This window comes from Pseudomonas sp. MYb118 (assembly GCF_040947875.1).
GTDB lineage: Bacteria > Pseudomonadota > Gammaproteobacteria > Pseudomonadales > Pseudomonadaceae > Aquipseudomonas.
Window position 1 is genome coordinate 701,926 of record NZ_JBFRXN010000002.1, and the last position, 19,252, is coordinate 721,177.

Consider the following 19,252-nt stretch of genomic DNA (forward strand, 5'->3'; position numbering starts at 1 on the left):
TTACCCAGATACCTGGCTGTGCAGAGTAACTGTGGGAGCGAGCCTGCTCGCGATGGACCCAAGATCGCCGCAGGGCGTCAGACTGCCCGCGTCATCGTTGACGATCATCGCGAGCAGGCTCGCTCCCACAAAATGCATCTGGCTGGAAGTTACTCGCCGAGGATCTGACCCACAGTCGGGTCCTTGAACAGGCGCGTCAGCGCATCGCTCAACACGTCGCTGACCAGCTTGGTGTTGGTTTCCTGGTTCGGCGCCATGCCGAAGCGCTGGTCCAGGGACGCACCGTAGCGCCCGCTGTAACGGCGGTTGGCGTTCTGCACGTCGGAGCGGAACGTTGCGCCGATGGTCGCTTCGGTCACGTACATGCCTTCCTTGGGCGACTGGTATTTCAGTTCCGCCAGGGTCACGGTCAGTTGCGGAGCATTCATCGCATTGGACGTCGGGGTGAAGCCCAGCAGGCGTACCGCTGCTTCGGCCTGGGCCTGCAGCTTCGGCAGGATCTGTTGGCCCTGCACGGTGATTGCGCTGGTTTCAGGGTACAGACCGCCGCGGGTGCCCAGGGTCGGCGAAGGACGACCGTCCACCACACGCACCACCACAGGCTGGCCACGGCCGACCGGCGCCAGCTGAGCGGTCAGCTTCGGCTCGGGGTTGAGTTGTTGCGGGCTGTGGGCGCAGCCAACCAGCGTCAAGCTAGTCACAGTGATCAAACCGAACAACAGGCGTTGCAACATGCTCATCTCTCCATCATCAGGCACAAACAGGCCGGCAGTATAGCGGTGCGCCATGTCGGCTAACTAGCGTCGCGCAGCGATTACTGCAATCTCTGACCTGCCCCGTGGATGGCGGTTCCTGTCACACACTTTTCATGCGCTTTTCACAAGCGCGTCACGCCGCGCTGACAACGTAGGCAACAATTAGCCAAAAGGTCATTTGCCATGCGCTTTCTCATCTCGCTGTTCACCCCACGCCCGCAACATCGCTGCTTCGCGCTCCTGGATCGCAACGGTCATTGCCAGGCGTTCAAGCAGTGCAGCCTGCAGCCAATGGGCGAAGGCTGGGTCGAAATCGAAGAAATCCGTCTGAACTGGCTGCACCAGCCACTGCCCGCCAGTGCCCGTGTCATCCAGCGTCGCCCGCGTGCCCGTGCCCAGCAACTGTTGGCGACCTGACCAGACGCCTAATAAAAGTCATTAAACACGCCCATTTCCCTGCGTTTCTTAGATACAATCTCCCCCCGATTATAAGGACGTCTCCTGATCGGGCCTCGCAGCACCGTCAATGCCTTGGGCAAAACCTGGGAATTGACACCCCGCACCGCCCCACAGAGAGCCGCCCACACAGATCGAGTGAAGCTGGCGCGCTTGCTGTTCCTTGAGCAAAACCCCGCTTTATTACGAATCTGCAGAGCTGTCATTACGCTCGGTCACTGAGCTGTTTGCCCGTTTTGTCTGTCATGCATCCCATGGCGGCCATCCATCCGGGCACGGTGCCAGGCTGGGACAGCCCTTTTTTGAGGTTCACGTCTTCAAAAGAGCGTGAAAAAAACGGGTTTTCACAACTTCACAAGAGTGTGGCGAGCAAATGAATAGTTTTGCGTCTGAATATGCACCATTAGCGTCTGGAACAGCCCAACGACACAGGACCGAGTACGCCTCGAACACCGGAGCCTGAAGCCTGTCCGCTACGGATTTGGTTGCACAAACGGATGTCTCGACCATAAGTCGAATTGCCAGTCGTGCGTCGAAATGAGTTCATAGACCTCATTGACCCGGCCGGTAGCGTCCGTCGAAGTTGCGATAAATTGCGAAGATTCGGACATGGCGATCCTGCCATGGGTATCCTGGGGCATCACTGACACGCCCCGTCACTCCTGGCAGCCATGCCGACAATTTGGTGCTGCAGATTTTGGAGACGCGTTAAATGGCGCATAACGAAGCAGTCGACGTAGTACTGGTAGGGGCCGGCATCATGAGCGCCACCCTGGCGGTACTGCTCAAAGAGCTCGACCCCGCGATCAAGCTGGAAGTCGTCGAGCTGATGGATTCCGGTGCCGCGGAGAGTTCCAACCCGTGGAACAACGCCGGTACCGGTCACGCCGGGCTGTGTGAACTCAATTACACGCCGCAGGCTGCCGACGGCGTCGTCGACATCAAGAAAGCCGTGCACATCAACACCCAGTTCGAGGTGTCGAAGCAGTTCTGGTCCTACCTGACCAAACAAGGCACCTTCGGTTCGTGCAAATCCTTCATCAGTCCGGTGCCGCACCTGAGCTTCGTGCAGGGCGACAATGGCGTGTCGTTCCTCAAGGAACGCTTCAAGGTGCTGAGCAAGCACCACGCCTTCGCTGACATGGAGTACACCGAAGACAAGGCCATGATGGCCGAATGGATGCCGCTGATGATGCCTGGCCGCGACAAGGACGAAGTCCTCGCCGCCACTCGCGTGATCAATGGCACCGACGTCAACTTCGGTGCACTGACCAACCAGCTGCTCAAGCACCTGACCAGCGCCCCCGATGCCCAGGTCAAATACTGCAAGCGCGTGACCGGCCTCAAGCGCAACAACGGTGGCTGGACCGTCAGCATCAAGGACGTCAACAACGGCAACACCCGTGAAGTCGACGCCAAGTTCGTGTTCCTTGGCGCGGGCGGCGCGGCATTGCCGCTGCTGCAAGCTTCCGGCATCGAGGAAAGCAAAGGCTTCGGTGGTTTCCCGATCAGCGGCCAGTGGCTGCGTTGCGATAACCCGGAAGTGGTCAAGCACCACCAGGCCAAGGTTTACAGCCAGGCCGCCGTGGGTTCGCCACCGATGTCCGTGCCGCACCTGGACACCCGCGTGGTCGACGGCAAGAAATCCCTGCTGTTCGGACCGTATGCCGGTTTCACCACCAAGTTCCTCAAGCACGGTTCGTTCATGGACCTGCCGATGTCGGTTCGCGCCGGTAACATCGGCCCGATGCTCGCCGTGGCAAAAAACAACATGGACCTGACCAAGTACCTGGTCAGCGAAGTGATGCAGTCGATGGAGCAGCGCCTGGAATCCCTGCGTCGCTTCTACCCCGAGGCGAAAGCCGAGGACTGGCGCCTGGAAGTGGCCGGCCAGCGGGTGCAAATCATCAAGAAAGACCCGAAAAAAGGCGGCATCCTGCAATTTGGTACCGAACTGGTCGCGGCCAAGGACGGTTCCCTGGCAGCCCTGCTCGGCGCTTCGCCAGGTGCTTCGGTGACGGTTTCGATCATGCTGGAACTGATCGAAAAATGCTTCCCGGGCAAAGCTTCCGGCGAATGGGCCGCCAAACTGGCGGAAATCTTCCCGGCTCGCGAGAAGCAACTGGAAACCGACGCTGCGCTGTACCGCAAGATCAACGCGCAGAACAACGTCGCGCTGGAACTGGTTGAAGAAAGCAGCGAAACCCCTAGCTTCGCTTGATTCGACGCCATGAAAAACGCCCCGCTCTCAATGAGAGCGGGGCGTTTTTTTATGCCTGGATACAATCGACTGTACCTGTAGGAGCGAGCTTGCTCGCGATGGCGTCCTGTCAAACGACGAGGGTGAACCTGCTGGCCCCATCGCGAGCAAGCTCGCTCCTACAGAGTCATCAACCGCGGGCGGCGTTGATCAATTCGATGTAATCGGCGGCGTTACGCTGATCCTTGATCAACGCGACGAAATCATTGCCATGCTCGTCCTTGCCATCGAGGTCCAGGCCTTCGGCCTTGAAGAACACCAGGAAACGCTCGAAATCGTCGATGCGCAGGCCACGGTAGGCCTTGATCAGTTTGTGCAGGGACGGCGAAGTGGCATCGACCGGTTCGAAATCGAGAAACAACCTGATCTGCTCGTCGCCGATCTCGTCACCAATCACTTGCTTCTTATCTTTACGCATTGCCGACTCCAGCTCACAGACATTTCACGGGGACGGCAGTTTACCCCTCACAGGCCGCCAGGCTCAACGCGGGCGCACGGCACCGGTGTGCAAATCGGCCCACACGTGGCCATTGGCGTAGCTGAGGAACTGGCAATACACGGTTTCATTGCGCAACAGGTCAATCACCGTACGGTATTGAGTCAACGGGTAATACAGCGTCAGGGTTTTGCTCTGGTCGTCGTAGATCGGTTTTTTCAGGCTTTTGCTTTCGCCATCGAAGTTGACCAGCACTTGGGTGATGGTCGCCCCCTTGTTCAGCGACTTGCCCTTGAGGCGGATCAGCAGCGGTGAGGTGACCGGGATCGGCTGCTGGTTGGACTGACGCTGGCTGCCGACCACCACCGAATACTCGGTGACCTGCAGCAATTGCTGCTGCTCAGGCTCGGCGTCGCGCAGGGTCAGGTCGTCGGGGGGCAGAAACTGCGCGTGCATCGGTGCCGGGGCGGCAGCCAGCGGCAGGCTGAGGGTCAGCAACAGGGCGGCACAGCTGCGGATCAAAAGGCTCATGACGGGCTCCGGGGGCGAGGCCGGGCACTTTACCATGTGCAGGCGCACACTTTCCCCCGTGGGAGCGAGCCTGCTCGCGAAAAACATCCGCACAACACGGGCATTCAGGACGCCCGCGTTATCGTTGACGTTTTATCGCGAGCAGGCTCGCTCCCACAGGTTGGAAAGGGGGGGATCAATCGAACTGCGCGCGCATCCAGGCGTGGTATTCGCTCACACCTGGCTCGCCTTCACGGGGCGCCCAAGGGGCGAGTTCACCCTCGCCCACCGGGCGATAGGGGCCGGCCTTGCACTCGAACATCAGGCTGTCGGCTTCCAGCACCACCAGGCCATGGAACACCCCGGTGGGCAAATCCACCCCCACGCAATCACCGCCCGCCTGCAGGATCTGCTTGCGCACCACCGCACCGCTCTCGTCGAAAATCAACACGCCAAGCCGCCCCTTGAGCACCAGCAAGGTCTCGGCCTTGTTTTCCCCCAGGTGACGGTGAGGTGGAATGTAGGTGCTCGGTTGCAAGCCCACGGCCATCCGATGGCAGGCCTCTTCCATCTGATGGAAGTTGTGATGCTGGCGTCCACGCGGGTTGGCCGCGGCTTTCTCGGCAAGTTCGGTAAACAGGGTCTGGTCAAGAAAGCGCGGCGTGCTCATGGCTTACATTCCTTTAACGGCAAAAATCCCGTTGGCGTTGCGCCAGTAGCCTTTGTAATCCATGCCGTAGCCGAAGATGTAGCGGTCGATGCACGGCAGGCCGACGAAATCGGCTTTGAGGTCCGGACGCGCCTTGCGGTCGTGGTCCTTGTCGATCAGCACGGCGGTATGCACCTTGCGCGCGCCGGCATGCCGACAGAAGTCGATGATCGCGCCCAGGGTATGCCCTTCATCGAGGATGTCGTCGATGATCAGCACGTCGCGGTCGATGAACGACACTTCCGGCTTGGCTTTCCAGAACAGGTCGCCACCGCTGGTTTCATTGCGATACCGGGTCGCGTGCAGGTAGGACGCTTCCAGCGGGAATTGCAGATGGGTGAGCAGCTTGCCGGCGAAAATCAGGCCGCCGTTCATCACACAGAACACCACCGGGTTGCTGTCAGCCAGCTGCTCGTTGATGTGAGCACCGACGCGGGCGATGGCCGCCTCGACTTCAGCTTCGGTGTACAGGCAGTCAGCCTCTCGCATGATTTGACGGATATGCTCGAGATCAGCGGACATGGCGCTCTCCAGGGGTGCAAGTTGGGAAAAGCGGGCAAAGGTACGCATCCCGCCCGGTCAGATCAAGCGTTTGTGGACTAACGTACTCTAATGTCTATAGGACAACACCCTCGGATAGATTAATCTAGGCCGGTTTTTTTGCCCGCCGCCGGAGCCTTTCCCATGCCCATCCTCGAGATCCGCCATCCGCTGATCCGTCATAAACTTGGCCTGATGCGCCGCGCAGACATCAGCACCAAGAATTTTCGTGAACTCGCCCAGGAAGTCGGCGCCCTGCTGACCTACGAAGCCACCAAAGACCTGCCACTGGAAACCTACGATATTCCGGGTTGGTGCGGCACCGTGTCGGTGGAAAAAATCGCCGGCAAGAAGATCACCGTCGTGCCGATCCTACGTGCCGGCATCGGCATGCTCGAAGGCGTGCTGAGCCTGATCCCGGGCGCCAAGGTCAGCGCCGTGGGCGTGGCCCGCAACGAAGAAACCCTGCAGGCCCACACCTACCTGGAAAAACTGGTGCCGGAAATCGACGAGCGCCTGGCGATGATCATCGACCCGATGCTCGCCACCGGCAGCTCCATGGTCGCCACCATCGACCTTTTGAAAAAGGCCGGTTGCCGCGACATCCGCGCCATGGTGCTGGTGGCTGCCCCCGAAGGTATCGCCGCCGTCGAGAAGGCGCACCCGGACGTGACCATCTACACCGCGTCCATCGACCAGAAACTCAATGAACACGGCTACATCATCCCGGGCCTGGGCGATGCCGGCGACAAGATCTTCGGCACCAAGCAGAAGGACGCGTAAGCATGCAGCAAGAGTTCAACGATCCGCTCTGGCGCACGGTGCTGTCCGGCGCCCAGATGCTGTTCGTGGCGTTCGGTGCCCTGGTGTTGATGCCGTTGATTACCGGCCTCGATCCCAACGTGGCGCTGTTCACTGCGGGCCTGGGCACGATCCTGTTCCAGATCGTCACCGGGCGTCAGGTGCCGGTGTTCCTGGCATCGAGCTTCGCCTTCATCACCCCGATCATTCTCGCCAAGGGCCAGTTCGGCCTGGCGGCGACCATGGGCGGCGTGATGGCGGCCGGTTTCGTCTACACCTTCCTGGGCCTGGCGGTGAAGATCAAGGGCACCGGTTTCATCGACCGCCTGCTACCGCCAGTGGTGATTGGCCCGGTGATCATCTCCATCGGCCTGGCCATGGCGCCGATTGCCGCCAACATGGCGATGGGCAAGGCCGGCGACGGCACCGAGCTGATCCATTACCAGACCGCCATGATGATCTCGATGCCAGCGCTGCTGACCACCCTGATCGTCGCCGTGTTCGGCAAGGGCATTTTCCGCCTGGTGCCGATCATCTCCGGTGTGCTGGTGGGCTTTGCCATGTCGTTCTACTTCGGTGTGGTCGACACGGCGAAGATCGCCGCGGCCCCCTGGTTCGCGATCCCGGCCTTCACGGCGCCGGAGTTCAACTGGCAGGCGATCCTGTTCATCGTTCCGGTGGCACTGGCTCCGGCCATCGAGCACATCGGCGGCGTGATCGCAGTCGGCAGCGTGACCGGTCGCGACTACCTGAAGAAACCTGGCCTGCACCGCACGCTGTTCGGCGATGGCATTGCCACCACCGCAGCCGGCCTGTTCGGTGGTCCGCCCAACACCACCTACGCCGAAGTGACCGGCGCGGTGATGCTGACCAAGAACTACAACCCGAAAATCATGACCTGGGCGGCGATCTTCGCCATCAGCCTGGCGTTCATCGGCAAGTTCGGTGCGCTGCTGCAAAGCATCCCGGTGCCGGTGATGGGGGGGATCCTGTGCCTGCTGTTCGGTTCGATCGCGGCCGTGGGGATGAACACGCTGATTCGCCACAAGATCGACCTGAGCGAAGCGCGCAACCTGGTGATCGTCTCGGTCACGCTGGTGTTCGGCATTGGCGGTGTGCTGGTGGGTACCGGCACGGGTCCGGACGATTTCGGCCTGAAGGGCATCGCGCTGTGCGCCATTGTGGCGATTGCGCTGAACCTGATTTTGCCGGGCAATGATGGCTGGAAGAACAACAAGGCGGATGAGCCGCTGTTGTAAGGTTTCAAGTCATTGGTTGTCAGTTAGATAGCTATCGCGAGCAAGCTCGCTCCTACAGGTGTAGGAGCGGGCTTGCCCGCGATGCTTTTAAAGGGCCAACGGCGCTCTTTCACACAGCGCACTCAACGCCCGCGCCCACTGCGGATCATCATTGAGGCACGGCACCAGCACCAACTCCTCCCCTCCCGCTTCGCAGAATTGCTCCTTGCCGCGGTCACCGATCTCTTCCAGGGTCTCGATGCAGTCGGCCACGAACGCCGGGCACATCACCAGCACTTTCTTCACGCCGCTCTTGGCCAGCTCGTCCAGACGGGCTTCGGTGTAGGGTTCGATCCACTTCGCCCGGCCCAAGCGCGACTGGAAGGACACCGACCACTTGCCGTCCGGCAGGCCCATGCGCTTGGCGAACTCGGCCGCCGTGCGCAGGCACTGGCCGCGGTAGCAGGTCGCAACCACCTCCGGCGGCGCTCCGGCGCAGCAATCACCCGCGCCGTCGAAGCGGTGGCCGGGGTTGAGTTTTTTCAGGTGACGCTCCGGCAACCCGTGGAAGCTCAGCAACAGGTGATCGAAGTCCTGCTGCAAATGCGGTTTGGCGCTCGCCACCAGGGCATCGAGGTATTCCGGCTGATCGTAGAACGGTTCGAGAATCGACAGCGTGACGTCGAGCTTGTGCTCGCGGATCACCCGCTTGGCTTCCTCGATCACCGTGGTCGTGGTGCTGTCGGCGAACTGTGGATACAGCGGCGCAAGGGTGACGCGCTTGTGCCCCTGGGCGGCGAACTGCAGCAGTTTCGACTCGATCGAGGGCTGGCCATAACGCATCGCCAGTTCCACCGGCCCATGGCGCCATTGGGCGGTCATGGCCTGTTGCAGGCGGCGGCTGAGCACCACCAGCGGCGACCCCTCCTCCCACCAGATCGAGGCGTAGGCGTGGGCCGACTGCTCCGGACGCTTGATCAGGATCAGCGAGACCAGCAAACGACGCACCGGCCAGGGCAGGTCGATCACATACGGGTCCATCAGAAATTGATTGAGGTAGCTGCGCACGTCCGCCACCGAGGTGGAGGCCGGAGAGCCCAGGTTGACCAGAAGCAACGCGTGATCGGTCATGCAACATCCTATTTCAAAGGCGGCGGGACAAGTCGTCCAGTGCCGCGCGCAGATCAGTGAACTTGAAGGTGTAGCCCGCTTCCAGCAAGCGAGCCGGCAAGGCTTTCTGGCCGCCCAGCAACAGCGATGACAATTCCCCCAGGCCGACTTTCAACGCCAGCGCCGGCATCGGCATGAACGCCGGTCGGTGCAGCACGCTGCCCAGCGTCCTGGCGAACTCGCGATTGCGCACCGGTTTGGGCGCGCAGGCATTATAAGGACCACTGGCGCTTTTCTGATGCAGAAGAAAATCAATCAGGGCGATTTCGTCGTCGATATGAATCCAGGGCATCCACTGCCGACCATTGCCCAGAGGCCCGCCCAGCCCCAGTTTGAACGGCAGCAACAGCCGCGACAAAAAGCCGCCCTCGGCAGACAGTACCAGCCCGGTGCGAATGAACACGACCCGAACGCCCAACGCCTCGGCACGCTGCGCGGTTTCTTCCCAGGCAATGCACAACTGGCTGGCAAAGTCGTCGATGACGGGCGCCGAGTCTTCCGTCAACTCACGCTCGCCGCCATCGCCGTACCAACCAATGGCGGAGCCGGAAATCAGCACCTGGGGTTTTTGCTCGCAGTGTTCCAGCCAGGCCAGCAGGGTTTCGGTCAGGGTAATCCGGCTGCTCCAGAGCAGCGCCTTGCGCCGTGATGTCCACGGGCGATCGGCAATCGGCGCACCCGCGAGGTTGATGATCGCATCCACCGGTTCCTGTCCCAGGTCTTCGAACAGCGCGATACCGCGAACCTGGGGCCCGCAGATTTTCGCGACTTTGTCAGGCGTACGGCTCACGACGGTCAGGCGATGGCCCTGACTCGACCAGTGCCTGCAGAGTTGGCGTCCTATCAAACCAGTACCGCCGGTCAGCAATATGTGCATGACTTCTTCCTCGCGTGGCGTTTTCCCCTGATCACTAGTCTATTTTTATAAGCAGGGAATCTTTGATATCGAGCAGGCTCTGTGTTTAACAATAGGCCAAGCTGTCAGAACGAGAACATCAAAAGCTATACCAAAAAATAATTATGTACAGGTTTAAACCGCGGCGTAGTCTGTACAGAAAGGCAAACGAGGCCCCTATGACTGTACCTATCGCAATCATCGGCACCGGCATCGCCGGACTCTCAGCCGCCCAGGCCCTTACCGAGGCCGGGCATGTCGTTCAACTTTTCGATAAAAGCCGTGGCAGCGGTGGACGCATGTCGAGCAAACGCAGCGATGCGGGGGCCCTGGACATGGGCGCGCAATATTTCACCGCGCGCGACCGCCGCTTCGTCACCGAAGTCCAGCGCTGGCAAAGCAAAGGCTGGGTCGCCGAATGGGCACCGCAGCTCTACACCTACCATGGCGGGCAACTGAATCTGTCGCCGGACGAGCAGACTCGCTGGGTCGGCAGCCCGCACATGAGCGCCATCACTCGGGGCCTGCTGGGCGATTTGCAGGTGCAGTTCGCCTGCCGCATCACCGAGGTTTATCGCGGTGAAGAGCATTGGCATCTGCAGGATGCCGAGGGCTTCACCCACGGCCCGTTCAGCCATGTCATCGTCGCCACCCCGGCCCCACAGGCCACGGCGCTGCTGGCCAGCGCGCCGAAGCTCGCCGGTGCCGCCGCCGGGGTGAAAATGGACCCCACCTGGGCGGTCGCGCTGGCGTTCGAAACACCGCTGGACACCCCCATGGAAGGCTGCTTCGTGCAGGACAGCCCGCTCGACTGGCTGGCCCGAAACCGCAGCAAACCCGGGCGCGACAACATCCTCGACACCTGGGTACTGCACGCGACCAGCGCGTGGAGCCGGCAACACATCGACCTGTCCAAGGAAGCCGTGATCGAGCACCTGCACGGCGCGTTCGCCGAACTGCTGCACAGCAGCATGCCTGCGCCCACCTTCAGCCTGGCCCACCGCTGGCTCTACGCCCGCCCCGCCAGCAGCCATGAATGGGCCACGCTGGCCGATGCCGACCTGGGTCTCTACGCCTGCGGCGACTGGTGCCTGTCGGGCCGTGTCGAAGGCGCCTGGCTCAGTGGTCAGGAAGCCGCACGTCGCCTGCACGCACACCTGCAGTGAACCCGATCAACCCGAGTAAATTGCTGCTGTCGAAATGGACAGCAGCCCATCCGCAAAACCGCGAAAAACACTTTCTGGTGACCGACCTGTACCGCGATGATGCCGGCACGGTGCTGCACGTGGAATTGCAGGCAGTGCTGACCAGGCGCAGTGAACGCCTGGATTGGAAGGCCCTGAAAGACAGCGACGTCTGGATGCCGGGCTGGAAGTGATCCGCTGGCGCCGCGCCGAAAAGCTATACAAACAATTTGACTTGTACACCTTTGAATCTATGATGAAGTTATGTTGTACAGAATAATCAATCTGTACAGGTTCTGATTCGAGGTGCTCAGATGTCCGACACCCGTGTGAAACCTAAAATCGCCATCAGCGCCTGCCTGATGGGTGCCGAGGTGCGCTTCAACGGCGGGCACAAGCAATCGCAGCTGTGCAGTCACACCCTCACCGACTACTTTGATTTCGTTGCGGTGTGCCCCGAGGTTGCGATCGGCCTGGGCATCCCTCGCCAGCCGATCCGCCTGGTCGGCGACACCCGCCACCCCGAAGCCGTAGGCACCGTTGACCCCGCGTTGAACGTCACCCGGCCGCTGGCTGAGTTCGGTGAAAAGATGGCCACCGAGCTGGACGATATCTGCGGCTATATCTTCATGCAGAAATCGCCGTCGTGCGGGCTGGAGCGGGTCAAGGTCTATCACGCCAACGGCGCCCCGGTCGATGGCGGTGGCCGCGGCATCTACGCCGAAGCATTCTGCGCCCGGCATGTGGATTTGCCGGTGGAAGAAGCCGGTCGTTTGAATGACCCGGTGTTGCGGGAAAACTTCCTCACCCGCGTATTTGCCTACAGCGACTGGCAACAACTACGCCGGGAGGGTCTCTCCCGCCGCGCCCTCACCGACTTTCACTCGCGCTACAAATACCTGCTGATGGCCCACCATCCCGAGCAGTACAAAGTCCTGGGCAATTTGCTCGGCAACATGGGCCACACCGATCCACAGGAACTCGGCCCGCGCTATTTCAGCGCGCTGATGGCCGCGTTGAAACAGTGCGCCACGCGCGGCACGCACACCAACGTCCTGCAACACCTCAGCGGTTACCTCAAGCGGTGCATCAGTGCCGAAGACAAGCAGGAAATGCAGCACGTGATTGGCCAGTATCGCCTCGGCATCGTGCCGCTGGTGGTGCCATTGACGCTGCTCAAGCACTACTTCCGCCAACACCCCGATCCGTACATCGCGCAACAGGTTTACCTGCAACCGCACCCGGAAAACCTCAGCCTGCGAAACGCCATCTGATGAAAACCGCCATCGACAGCAGCGCCGGCGAAGACCTTGGCGCCGATTTCAAGAAAGCCCTGGACGAAGGCTGGCTGCCGATTCGTGAGGTGGCCCGACGCACCGGCGTCAACGCCATCACCCTGCGTGCCTGGGAACGTCGTTATGGCCTGATCGTGCCGCAACGCACGCCCAAGGGGCATCGGTTGTTCAGCGCCGAACACGTGCAACGCATCCTGACGATACTCACCTGGCTCAATCGCGGTGTGGCCGTCAGCCAGGTCAAACACCTGCTCGACACCCCCCAGGCCGCCAGCGCCTCGGTGGAAAACGATTGGCACGTGCTGCGCCACACCTTGCTGCAAGCGATCACGCAATTGAATGAACGCAGTCTCGATGACACCGTCAACCAGGCCATTGCCTTGTACCCGCCACGGACCTTGTGCGAACACCTGCTGATGCCGCTGCTGACCGAACTGGAACAACGCTGGCAAGGTCAGTTCGGTGCGCAGATGGAGCGGGTGTTTTTTCACTCCTGGCTGCGCAGCAAGTTCGGCGCGCGCCTTTATCACAACAATCGCCAGTTGCGCAGCGCGCCGCTGCTGCTGGTCAATCACTCGGACCGGCCACTGGAGCCGCATCTGTGGCTGACCGCGTGGCTGTTCAGCAGCGCCGATTGCCCGGTGGAAGTGTTCGACTGGCCACTGCCGCCCGGCGAACTGGCGCTGGCCGTCGATCACCTGCAAGCCCGTGGCGTGCTGCTGTATTCAAGCAAAGCCATCAACCTGGCGCAGTTACCCAAACTGCTGCACGGCGTCGGCTGCCCGAAAATGATCGCCGGCCCGGCGGTGTGCATCCATCACGCCGAGCTGGCCGCAAAAACCTCTGACATCGCTGATCTGTTCCTGGCCGAAGACCCGCTCTCGGCACACCAGGAATGGGTTCGGCGCGAACTTCTCTAGATGAGTGCCGACACCACCATGCAATTGATCTGGCTGCGCAGCGACTTGCGCCTGCATGACAACACCGCCCTCTCGGCGGCAGCGGACCGTGGCCCCTGTGTCGCGATTTACCTGCTCAGCCCCGGACAATGGCAGGCCCATGACGACGCGCCGTGCAAGGTGGATTTCTGGCTGCGCAACCTCGCTCACTTGAGCAAGGCATTGGGCAAGCTGCACATTCCGTTGCTGATCCGCACGGCCGAGCATTGGGATAAGGCGCCCAGGGTGCTGCTCGATGTCTGCCGCGAATTGAACGTCGAGGCGGTGCACGTCAACGAGGAATATGGCGTCAACGAGAGTGATCGCGACGCGGCAGTGGCCGATCTGCTGGGCCGTCACGACATCGCCTTCAACAGTTATCTGGATCAGTTGTTGTTCAAACCCGGCAGTGTGCTGACCAAGACGGGCACGTACTTTCAGGTGTTCAGCCAGTTCCGCAAAGTGTGTTACGAACGCCTGCATCGGTCGCTGCCGGGCCGGGTTAAGGCGCCGATGGCGCAGCAGAAGCTGAACATCAAAAGCGATGAAATCCCCGCCAGCGTCAAAGGTTTCGAGCTCCCCAGCGACACCCTGCGCGCCCTTTGGCCCGCCGGCGAAGCCGAAGCGCAGCGCCGCCTCGACACCTTTGCCGACCAGCAGATCGACTACTACCAGAGCGAGCGCGACTTCCCGGCCAAACCCGGCACCAGCCAGCTCTCGGCGTACCTCGCCGCCGGGGTGATTTCCCCGCGCCAGTGTCTGCACGCGGCCTTGCAAAGCAATCAGGGCGAATTCGAAAGCGGCAAGGTCGGCGCGGTCACCTGGATCAACGAGTTGCTGTGGCGCGAGTTCTACAAACACATCCTGGTGGGTTACCCGCGTGTCTCGCGGCATCGCGCCTTCCGCCCGGAAACCGAAGCGCTGGCCTGGCGCCAGGCGCCCAAGGAACTGCAGGCCTGGCAGGAAGCCCGCACCGGCCTGCCGATCATCGACGCGGCGATGCGCCAATTGCTGGAAACCGGCTGGATGCACAACCGCCTGCGCATGGTCGTGGCGATGTTCCTGACCAAGAACCTGCTGATCGACTGGCGCGAAGGCGAACGATTTTTCATGCGCCACCTGATTGATGGCGACCTCGCCGCCAACAACGGTGGCTGGCAGTGGAGCGCCTCCACCGGCACCGATTCGGCGCCCTACTTCCGGATTTTCAACCCGCTCAGCCAATCGGAAAAATTCGACCGCGAGGGCCTGTTCATCAAGCACTGGCTGCCGGAGCTGGCCGAACTGAATAAAAAGGATGTGCACAACCCGGCCAACCTTGGCGGCCTGTTCGGCGTGGCGGACTACCCCTCGCCGATTGTCAACCTGAGCACCTCCCGTGCCCGCGCACTGGCGGCGTTCAAGGACCTGCCGTCACGCCAGAGCGCCGCAGAGCCAAATGATTGATTTGCTGAAAAGGAGAATGGGATGAGTCGTACACCTCCGAGACGTTATTGGCTGACCGGCGCCAGCAGCGGCATTGGCGCCGCGCTGGCCGAAGAGATTCTGAAAACCGGTGCGCAGCTGGCAGTCAGCGCACGCTCGGTGGCGCCGCTGAAGGTTCTGTCCCAGCGCTATCCGGGGCAAGTGCTGGTGGTGCCCGGCGATCTGACCAACAGCCAGACCGTGCGCGAAATCGGCGAAGAGATCGCCGAGTTCTGGGGCGCCCTGGACTCGGTGATTCTCAATGCCGGCACCTGTGAATACGTCGATGCCCACCAGTTCGACTCGTCGATCATCGAGCACGTGGTGCGCACCAACCTGCTGGCCAGCAGTTACTGCATCGAAGCCGCCCTGCCCCTGTTGCGCAAAGGCGTCGCGCCGCACCTGGTGGGCGTCGCCAGCTCCGTGACCTACCTGCCGCTGCCTCGGGCCGAAGCCTATGGTGCCTCGAAGGCCGGGCTGCGTTACCTGTTCGAATCCCTGCGCCTGGACCTGGCACCGGAAGGCATCGAAGTCACGGTGGTCAGCCCGGGTTTCGTCGAGACCCCGCTGACGGCGAAAAACGATTTCCCCATGCCCCTCAGCTGGCCAGTGGGGAAGGCGGCACGGCACATCTTTGCCAAGCTCAAGGATCGGCCGCTGGAGATCGCCTTTCCCGCGCTGTTCATGGCGGCACTCTGGCCCCTGTCGAAAATGCCCAACGGCGTGAAGTATGCGATCGGCAAACGCATGGTGCGCAGCAGCCCGCCGATCAAGGACCGGACATGAAAGTCGCGATCATCGGCAGCGGTATCTCGGGGCTGACCTGCGCTTACCTGCTCAATCGTCACCACGACATCACCCTCTTCGAGGCCGATGACCGGGTGGGTGGCCACACCCATACCGTGGACGTGACCGTCGAAGGGCGGACGTACAACGTGGACACCGGTTTCATTGTGTTCAACGACCGCACCTATCCGAACTTCATGCGCCTGCTGGCCCAGATCGGCGTGCGCTTCAAGCCGACACAGATGAGCTTCTCGGTCACCGACCCCGACAGCGGCCTGGAATACAACGGCAACAACCTCAACAGCCTGTTCGCCCAGCGCCGCAACCTGCTTTCGCCCGGTTTCCTGGGGATGCTGCGCGATATTCTGCGCTTCAATAAAGAAGCGCCACGTGACCTGGCAGAAGGCCGGATCAGCGCCGACACCCGGCTCGGTGACTACCTGCAAGTCAACGGCTACGGCGAGCGCTTCACCCTGCATTACATCGTGCCGATGGGGGCGGCGATCTGGTCCATGCCGATGGCGGACATGCTCGGTTTTCCGCTGCAACTGTTCGTGCGGTTCTTCGACCACCATGGCTTGCTGTCCATCAGCAATCGCCCGCAATGGTGCGTGATCGAGGGCGGATCGAGCGCTTATATCGAACCCTTGACCGCCAGCTTCAGCGAGCGCATCCGCCTCAACTGCCCGGTGACGCGAGTCGAGCGTACGGCCGATGGCGTACTGATCCACAGCGCCGGCGGCAGCGAGCACTTCGACAAAGTGGTGTTCGCCTGCCACAGCAATGAGGCGTTGAACCTGTTGGCCGACCCAAGCGCCGCCGAACAGTCGATCCTCGGCGCCCTGCCCTACGCCAACAACGAGGTGGTGCTGCACACCGACACTCGCCTGTTGCCCATGCGCAAACTGGCGTGGGCCAGCTGGAATTACCGCCTGGGCGGCAGCGGCCACACGCACGCCGCCGTGACCTACAACATGAACATTCTGCAAGGCATCGAGAGCGACACCACGTTCTGCGTCAGCCTGAACCAGAGTGCCGGCATCACCCCCTCGAAAGTGCTGCACCGCTTTACCTACGCGCACCCGCAATACAGCGTGACCGCAGTGGGCGCACAGCAACGCTGGGAAGAGCTGAACGGCGCACGACACACGTTTTATTGCGGCGCCTATTGGGCCAACGGCTTCCATGAAGATGGCGTGGTGAGTGCGTTGCGCGTGGCGCACTCGTTCGGGCAATCGCTATGAACAGCGCCCTCTACAGCGGCTGGATCCATCATCGGCGGTTCGCCCCCAAGGCGCATGAGTTCCGCTATCGGATCGGCCTGCTGTATCTGGATCTCGACGAGCAAGAGGCGGTACTCGCGCTGTCGCCGCTGTCCGGCAAACGGCGCTTCTCGCCTTTTTCATTTCGCGAACACGACTACCTCAAGATGTTTACCGGCAACGGCGTTCGCCTGATTGATGCCGTGCGTGAACAGGTTCGCCAGGCCACGGGCCATGCGCCGCAAGGCTCAATCTGCTTGCTGACCCAACCACGCAGCTGGGGCCTGGCCTTCAACCCGGTGAGTTTTTTCTACTGCTACGAAGTCGATGGCCAACTGGCGGCGATTCTCGCCGAAGTCACCAACACCCCCTGGGGCGAACGCTATCACTACGTCTTGCCGGCCAGGACACCCGAAGACCTGCACGACTTTCATCAGCATTTTGCCGTGGCGAAAGCCTTCCACGTGTCACCCTTTTTGCCGCGCGATCTCGAACACCGCATGAGCTTCAGCCCGGTGGCGAGAAAAATCGGCGTGCACATGGCCGACTGGCAAGGCGACCTGAAATTGTTCGACGCCACGCTCAACCTCAAACGCGAAGCGCTCGACAGCGCCAGCCTGCACCGTTACCTGCGGCGCTTCCCGTGGATGACGGCGAAAACCTGCCTGGCGATTTACTGGCAAGCGTTGCGCCTGCTGTTAAAACGCCTGCCGATCTTTACCCATGAACCTGCCGACGGCAGCTTCCAGACCGCCAAAGTTGCGCCCAGAGATCGCCGCCATGAAATCCATTAGCGTTTCGGCCAGAACCAACCTACTGGCGATCAACAGCTTGAGCAGCTCACTGCTGCGCCGCGGCGTGCTGCGCCAACTGGCACACCTCAAGCAGGGGCAATTGGTGATCGTTGAAGACGGTGAACGGCGCGTGTTCGGCAGTGCCGGCAGCGCGTTGCAGGGCGAAATTCATGTTCTCGACGCAGCCGCCTGGGGACTGGTGGCCAGCAACGGCTCGATCGGCGCCGGGGAAGCGTTCATCCATGGTTACTGGAGTTCACCGGATCTGACCGCGGTGGTCCGGGTGTTCGTGAGCAATCTGGACGTGCTGGACGCATTGGAAGGTGGCCTGGCCAAACTGGGCCGGCCGTTCGTCCAGGGGCTGCACTGGCTCAACCGCAATACGCGGCAGGGTTCGCGGAAAAACATCAGCGCCCATTACGACCTGGGCAATGAGCTGTTCGAACAATTTCTCGACCCGACCATGATGTATTCAGCGGCGCAATTCCACAGCTTCGAGGACAGCCTTGAACAGGCTCAGTTGAACAAGCTCGCAAGAATCTGTCGCAAGCTCGACCTGAAAGCGAGCGACCACCTGCTGGAAATCGGCACCGGGTGGGGCACCATGGCGCTGTACGCGGCGCAGCACTATGGCTGTACGGTCACCACCACCACGCTCTCGCAGAAACAGTACGACTTCACCGCCCGCCGCATCGAAGCGTTGGGGCTGCAAGACCAGGTCACGTTGTTGCTCAAGGATTATCGCGACCTCACCGGACAGTACGACAAACTGGTGTCGATCGAGATGATCGAAGCGGTGGGCCATCGCTTCATGCCCGTGTACTTCAAGCAATGCGCGCATCTGCTCAAGAGCAACGGTTTGATGTTGTTGCAGGCGATCACGATCCGTGAACAGCGTTACGAACAGGCCAGGCGCAGTGTCGATTTCATTCAACGCTATATCTTCCCGGGTGGAGCCCTGCCCAGCGTGCAGAAAATGCTGGAAATCGTCAGCCGCGACACCGACATGAACCTGCTGCACATGGAGGATTTCGGCCTGCATTACGCACGAACCCTGCGTCTGTGGCATGAGAATTTTCGTCGTGCCCAAGGGCAATTGCGCGAATTGGGTTACGACGAATGCTTCCTGCGGCTGTGGGAGTTTTACCTGTGCTACTGCGAAGGCGGCTTCCTGGAACGCACCATCGGCACCGCGCAATTGTTGCTGGCCAAACCGGGGGCGATGCCGGCACCGCTGCTCGGGCGTTTCGATGCCTGAGCGTCTGATCAACGCGCTGTTGTTCCAGCTCGGCTGGCTGGCCTGCGTGTTGGGTGGCAACAGCCTGTGGCTGTTGGCGGCACTGGGCATGCTGGTGGTTCATCTGCTGTGGATCAGTCGTTGGGCGGACGAAGGCCGGCTGATCCTCAGCGTGGTCTTGCTCGGCACCACCGTCGACAGCTCATTGCGCTGGCTGGGAGTGTTCGACTTCAACGATGTCGCGCCGCTGATTCCGCTGTGGCTGATGCTGTTGTGGGCCTTGTTGGCCACCACCTTGCGCCATTGCCTGAAATGGACCGCCAGCCCGTGGTGGCTGGGCAGCCTGCTGGGCGCCGTGGGCGGGCCATTGTCGTACTACGCCGGAGGGCGATTGGCCGGTGTGAATTTTCCCTACGGGCAATGGCCGACATTGATCGGTCTTGGCCTGCTCTGGGCGCTGCTGTTTCCGACGCTGCATTTCATGGCGCAACGGCTGGCGGCTAACGATCGGACTTGAGCGTC

The 19,252-nt window shown here is 61.3% G+C and carries 21 protein-coding genes; 14 read left to right on the forward strand and 7 right to left on the reverse strand.

Features of this window, described 5'->3' with window-relative positions; all coding sequences use genetic code 11:
- Window positions 1-149 precede the first annotated feature (149 nt).
- The gene (locus ABVN20_RS08970; RefSeq protein WP_368555300.1) at window positions 150-734 is read right to left on the reverse strand and encodes a YajG family lipoprotein; all 585 of its coding nucleotides are present in this window, start codon (window positions 732-734) and stop codon (window positions 150-152) included.
- A gap of 204 nt (window positions 735-938) precedes the next feature.
- Here ABVN20_RS08970 and ABVN20_RS08975 point away from each other — a divergent pair, with 204 nt between their 5' ends.
- A complete protein-coding gene (locus ABVN20_RS08975; RefSeq protein WP_368555301.1) occupies window positions 939-1,172 on the forward strand; it encodes a hypothetical protein in 234 nt (77 codons plus the stop codon).
- Between the two features lie 751 nt (window positions 1,173-1,923).
- Window positions 1,924-3,432 carry a malate dehydrogenase (quinone) gene (mqo, locus tag ABVN20_RS08980; RefSeq protein WP_368555302.1) on the forward strand — a complete coding sequence of 503 codons (1,509 nt, stop codon included), beginning with the start codon at window positions 1,924-1,926 and terminating at the stop codon, window positions 3,430-3,432.
- 169 nt (window positions 3,433-3,601) lie between these two features.
- On the opposite strand, the gene ABVN20_RS08985 is transcribed toward mqo, so the two are convergent.
- The 4 genes from ABVN20_RS08985 to ABVN20_RS09000 form a co-directional block, all read right to left on the reverse strand.
- Window positions 3,602-3,889: a PA4642 family protein gene (locus ABVN20_RS08985; protein WP_368555303.1), complete on the reverse strand. Its 288-nt coding sequence runs from the start codon at window positions 3,887-3,889 to the stop codon at window positions 3,602-3,604.
- 63 nt (window positions 3,890-3,952) lie between these two features.
- Window positions 3,953-4,438, reverse strand: coding sequence for a hypothetical protein (locus ABVN20_RS08990; protein ID WP_368555304.1), 486 nt, complete (start codon window positions 4,436-4,438; stop codon window positions 3,953-3,955).
- Window positions 4,439-4,613: 175 nt separating this feature from the next.
- Window positions 4,614-5,087 carry a WbuC family cupin fold metalloprotein gene (locus tag ABVN20_RS08995; protein ID WP_368555305.1) on the reverse strand — a complete coding sequence of 158 codons (474 nt, stop codon included), beginning with the start codon at window positions 5,085-5,087 and terminating at the stop codon, window positions 4,614-4,616.
- 3 nt (window positions 5,088-5,090) lie between these two features.
- A complete protein-coding gene (locus tag ABVN20_RS09000; RefSeq protein ID WP_368555306.1) occupies window positions 5,091-5,648 on the reverse strand; it encodes a hypoxanthine-guanine phosphoribosyltransferase in 558 nt (185 codons plus the stop codon).
- Between the two features lie 162 nt (window positions 5,649-5,810).
- On the opposite strand from ABVN20_RS09000, the gene upp reads away from it, so the two are divergent.
- Window positions 5,811-6,449: a uracil phosphoribosyltransferase gene (gene upp / locus ABVN20_RS09005; RefSeq protein WP_192305009.1), complete on the forward strand. Its 639-nt coding sequence runs from the start codon at window positions 5,811-5,813 to the stop codon at window positions 6,447-6,449.
- A gap of 2 nt (window positions 6,450-6,451) precedes the next feature.
- A complete protein-coding gene (locus tag ABVN20_RS09010; protein ID WP_368555307.1) occupies window positions 6,452-7,726 on the forward strand; it encodes a uracil-xanthine permease family protein in 1,275 nt (424 codons plus the stop codon).
- An 87-nt stretch (window positions 7,727-7,813) separates the two neighbouring features.
- Here the strand turns inward: ABVN20_RS09010 and hemH are convergent, their stop codons facing one another.
- Both hemH and ABVN20_RS09020 read right to left on the reverse strand, forming a co-directional pair.
- Entirely contained in the window at window positions 7,814-8,836 is a 1,023-nt protein-coding gene (hemH, locus tag ABVN20_RS09015) for a ferrochelatase (protein WP_368555308.1), read from the reverse strand.
- A 13-nt stretch (window positions 8,837-8,849) separates the two neighbouring features.
- Complete coding sequence (locus tag ABVN20_RS09020; protein WP_368555309.1) at window positions 8,850-9,752, reverse strand: TIGR01777 family oxidoreductase; 903 nt, start codon at window positions 9,750-9,752, stop codon at window positions 8,850-8,852.
- A gap of 197 nt (window positions 9,753-9,949) precedes the next feature.
- Between ABVN20_RS09020 and ABVN20_RS09025 the strand changes: the two genes are divergently transcribed.
- The 10 genes from ABVN20_RS09025 to ABVN20_RS09070 all read left to right on the forward strand — a co-directional run bounded on the left by ABVN20_RS09025 (window position 9,950) and on the right by ABVN20_RS09070 (window position 19,247).
- On the forward strand, window positions 9,950-10,936 hold the full coding sequence (locus ABVN20_RS09025) for an NAD(P)/FAD-dependent oxidoreductase (protein ID WP_368555310.1): 987 nt from the start codon (window positions 9,950-9,952) through the stop codon (window positions 10,934-10,936).
- Window positions 10,933-11,148: a TIGR02450 family Trp-rich protein gene (locus ABVN20_RS09030; RefSeq protein WP_368555311.1), complete on the forward strand. Its 216-nt coding sequence runs from the start codon at window positions 10,933-10,935 to the stop codon at window positions 11,146-11,148. The genes ABVN20_RS09025 and ABVN20_RS09030 overlap by 4 nt, the downstream gene beginning before the upstream one ends.
- 120 nt (window positions 11,149-11,268) lie before the next feature.
- Complete coding sequence (locus ABVN20_RS09035; protein ID WP_368555312.1) at window positions 11,269-12,228, forward strand: YbgA family protein; 960 nt, start codon at window positions 11,269-11,271, stop codon at window positions 12,226-12,228.
- Window positions 12,228-13,169 (forward strand): MerR family transcriptional regulator, encoded by a 942-nt coding sequence (locus ABVN20_RS09040; RefSeq protein ID WP_368555313.1) that lies wholly within the window; start codon window positions 12,228-12,230, stop codon window positions 13,167-13,169. Before ABVN20_RS09035 ends, ABVN20_RS09040 begins: the two co-directional genes overlap by 1 nt.
- An 18-nt stretch (window positions 13,170-13,187) precedes the next feature.
- Window positions 13,188-14,633 carry a deoxyribodipyrimidine photo-lyase gene (phrB, locus tag ABVN20_RS09045; RefSeq protein WP_368557685.1) on the forward strand — a complete coding sequence of 482 codons (1,446 nt, stop codon included), beginning with the start codon at window positions 13,188-13,190 and terminating at the stop codon, window positions 14,631-14,633.
- Between the two features lie 21 nt (window positions 14,634-14,654).
- On the forward strand, window positions 14,655-15,437 hold the full coding sequence (locus ABVN20_RS09050; protein ID WP_368555314.1) for an SDR family NAD(P)-dependent oxidoreductase: 783 nt from the start codon (window positions 14,655-14,657) through the stop codon (window positions 15,435-15,437).
- A complete protein-coding gene (locus ABVN20_RS09055) occupies window positions 15,434-16,681 on the forward strand; it encodes an NAD(P)/FAD-dependent oxidoreductase (RefSeq protein ID WP_368555315.1) in 1,248 nt (415 codons plus the stop codon). The genes ABVN20_RS09050 and ABVN20_RS09055 overlap by 4 nt, the downstream gene beginning before the upstream one ends.
- Window positions 16,678-17,493 (forward strand): DUF1365 domain-containing protein, encoded by an 816-nt coding sequence (locus ABVN20_RS09060; protein WP_368555316.1) that lies wholly within the window; start codon window positions 16,678-16,680, stop codon window positions 17,491-17,493. The genes ABVN20_RS09055 and ABVN20_RS09060 overlap by 4 nt, the downstream gene beginning before the upstream one ends.
- Entirely contained in the window at window positions 17,480-18,751 is a 1,272-nt protein-coding gene (locus ABVN20_RS09065) for a class I SAM-dependent methyltransferase (protein WP_368555317.1), read from the forward strand. The genes ABVN20_RS09060 and ABVN20_RS09065 overlap by 14 nt, the downstream gene beginning before the upstream one ends.
- Window positions 18,744-19,247 (forward strand): DUF2878 domain-containing protein, encoded by a 504-nt coding sequence (locus ABVN20_RS09070; protein ID WP_368555318.1) that lies wholly within the window; start codon window positions 18,744-18,746, stop codon window positions 19,245-19,247. Before ABVN20_RS09065 ends, ABVN20_RS09070 begins: the two co-directional genes overlap by 8 nt.
- Window positions 19,248-19,252: the final 5 nt, after the last annotated feature.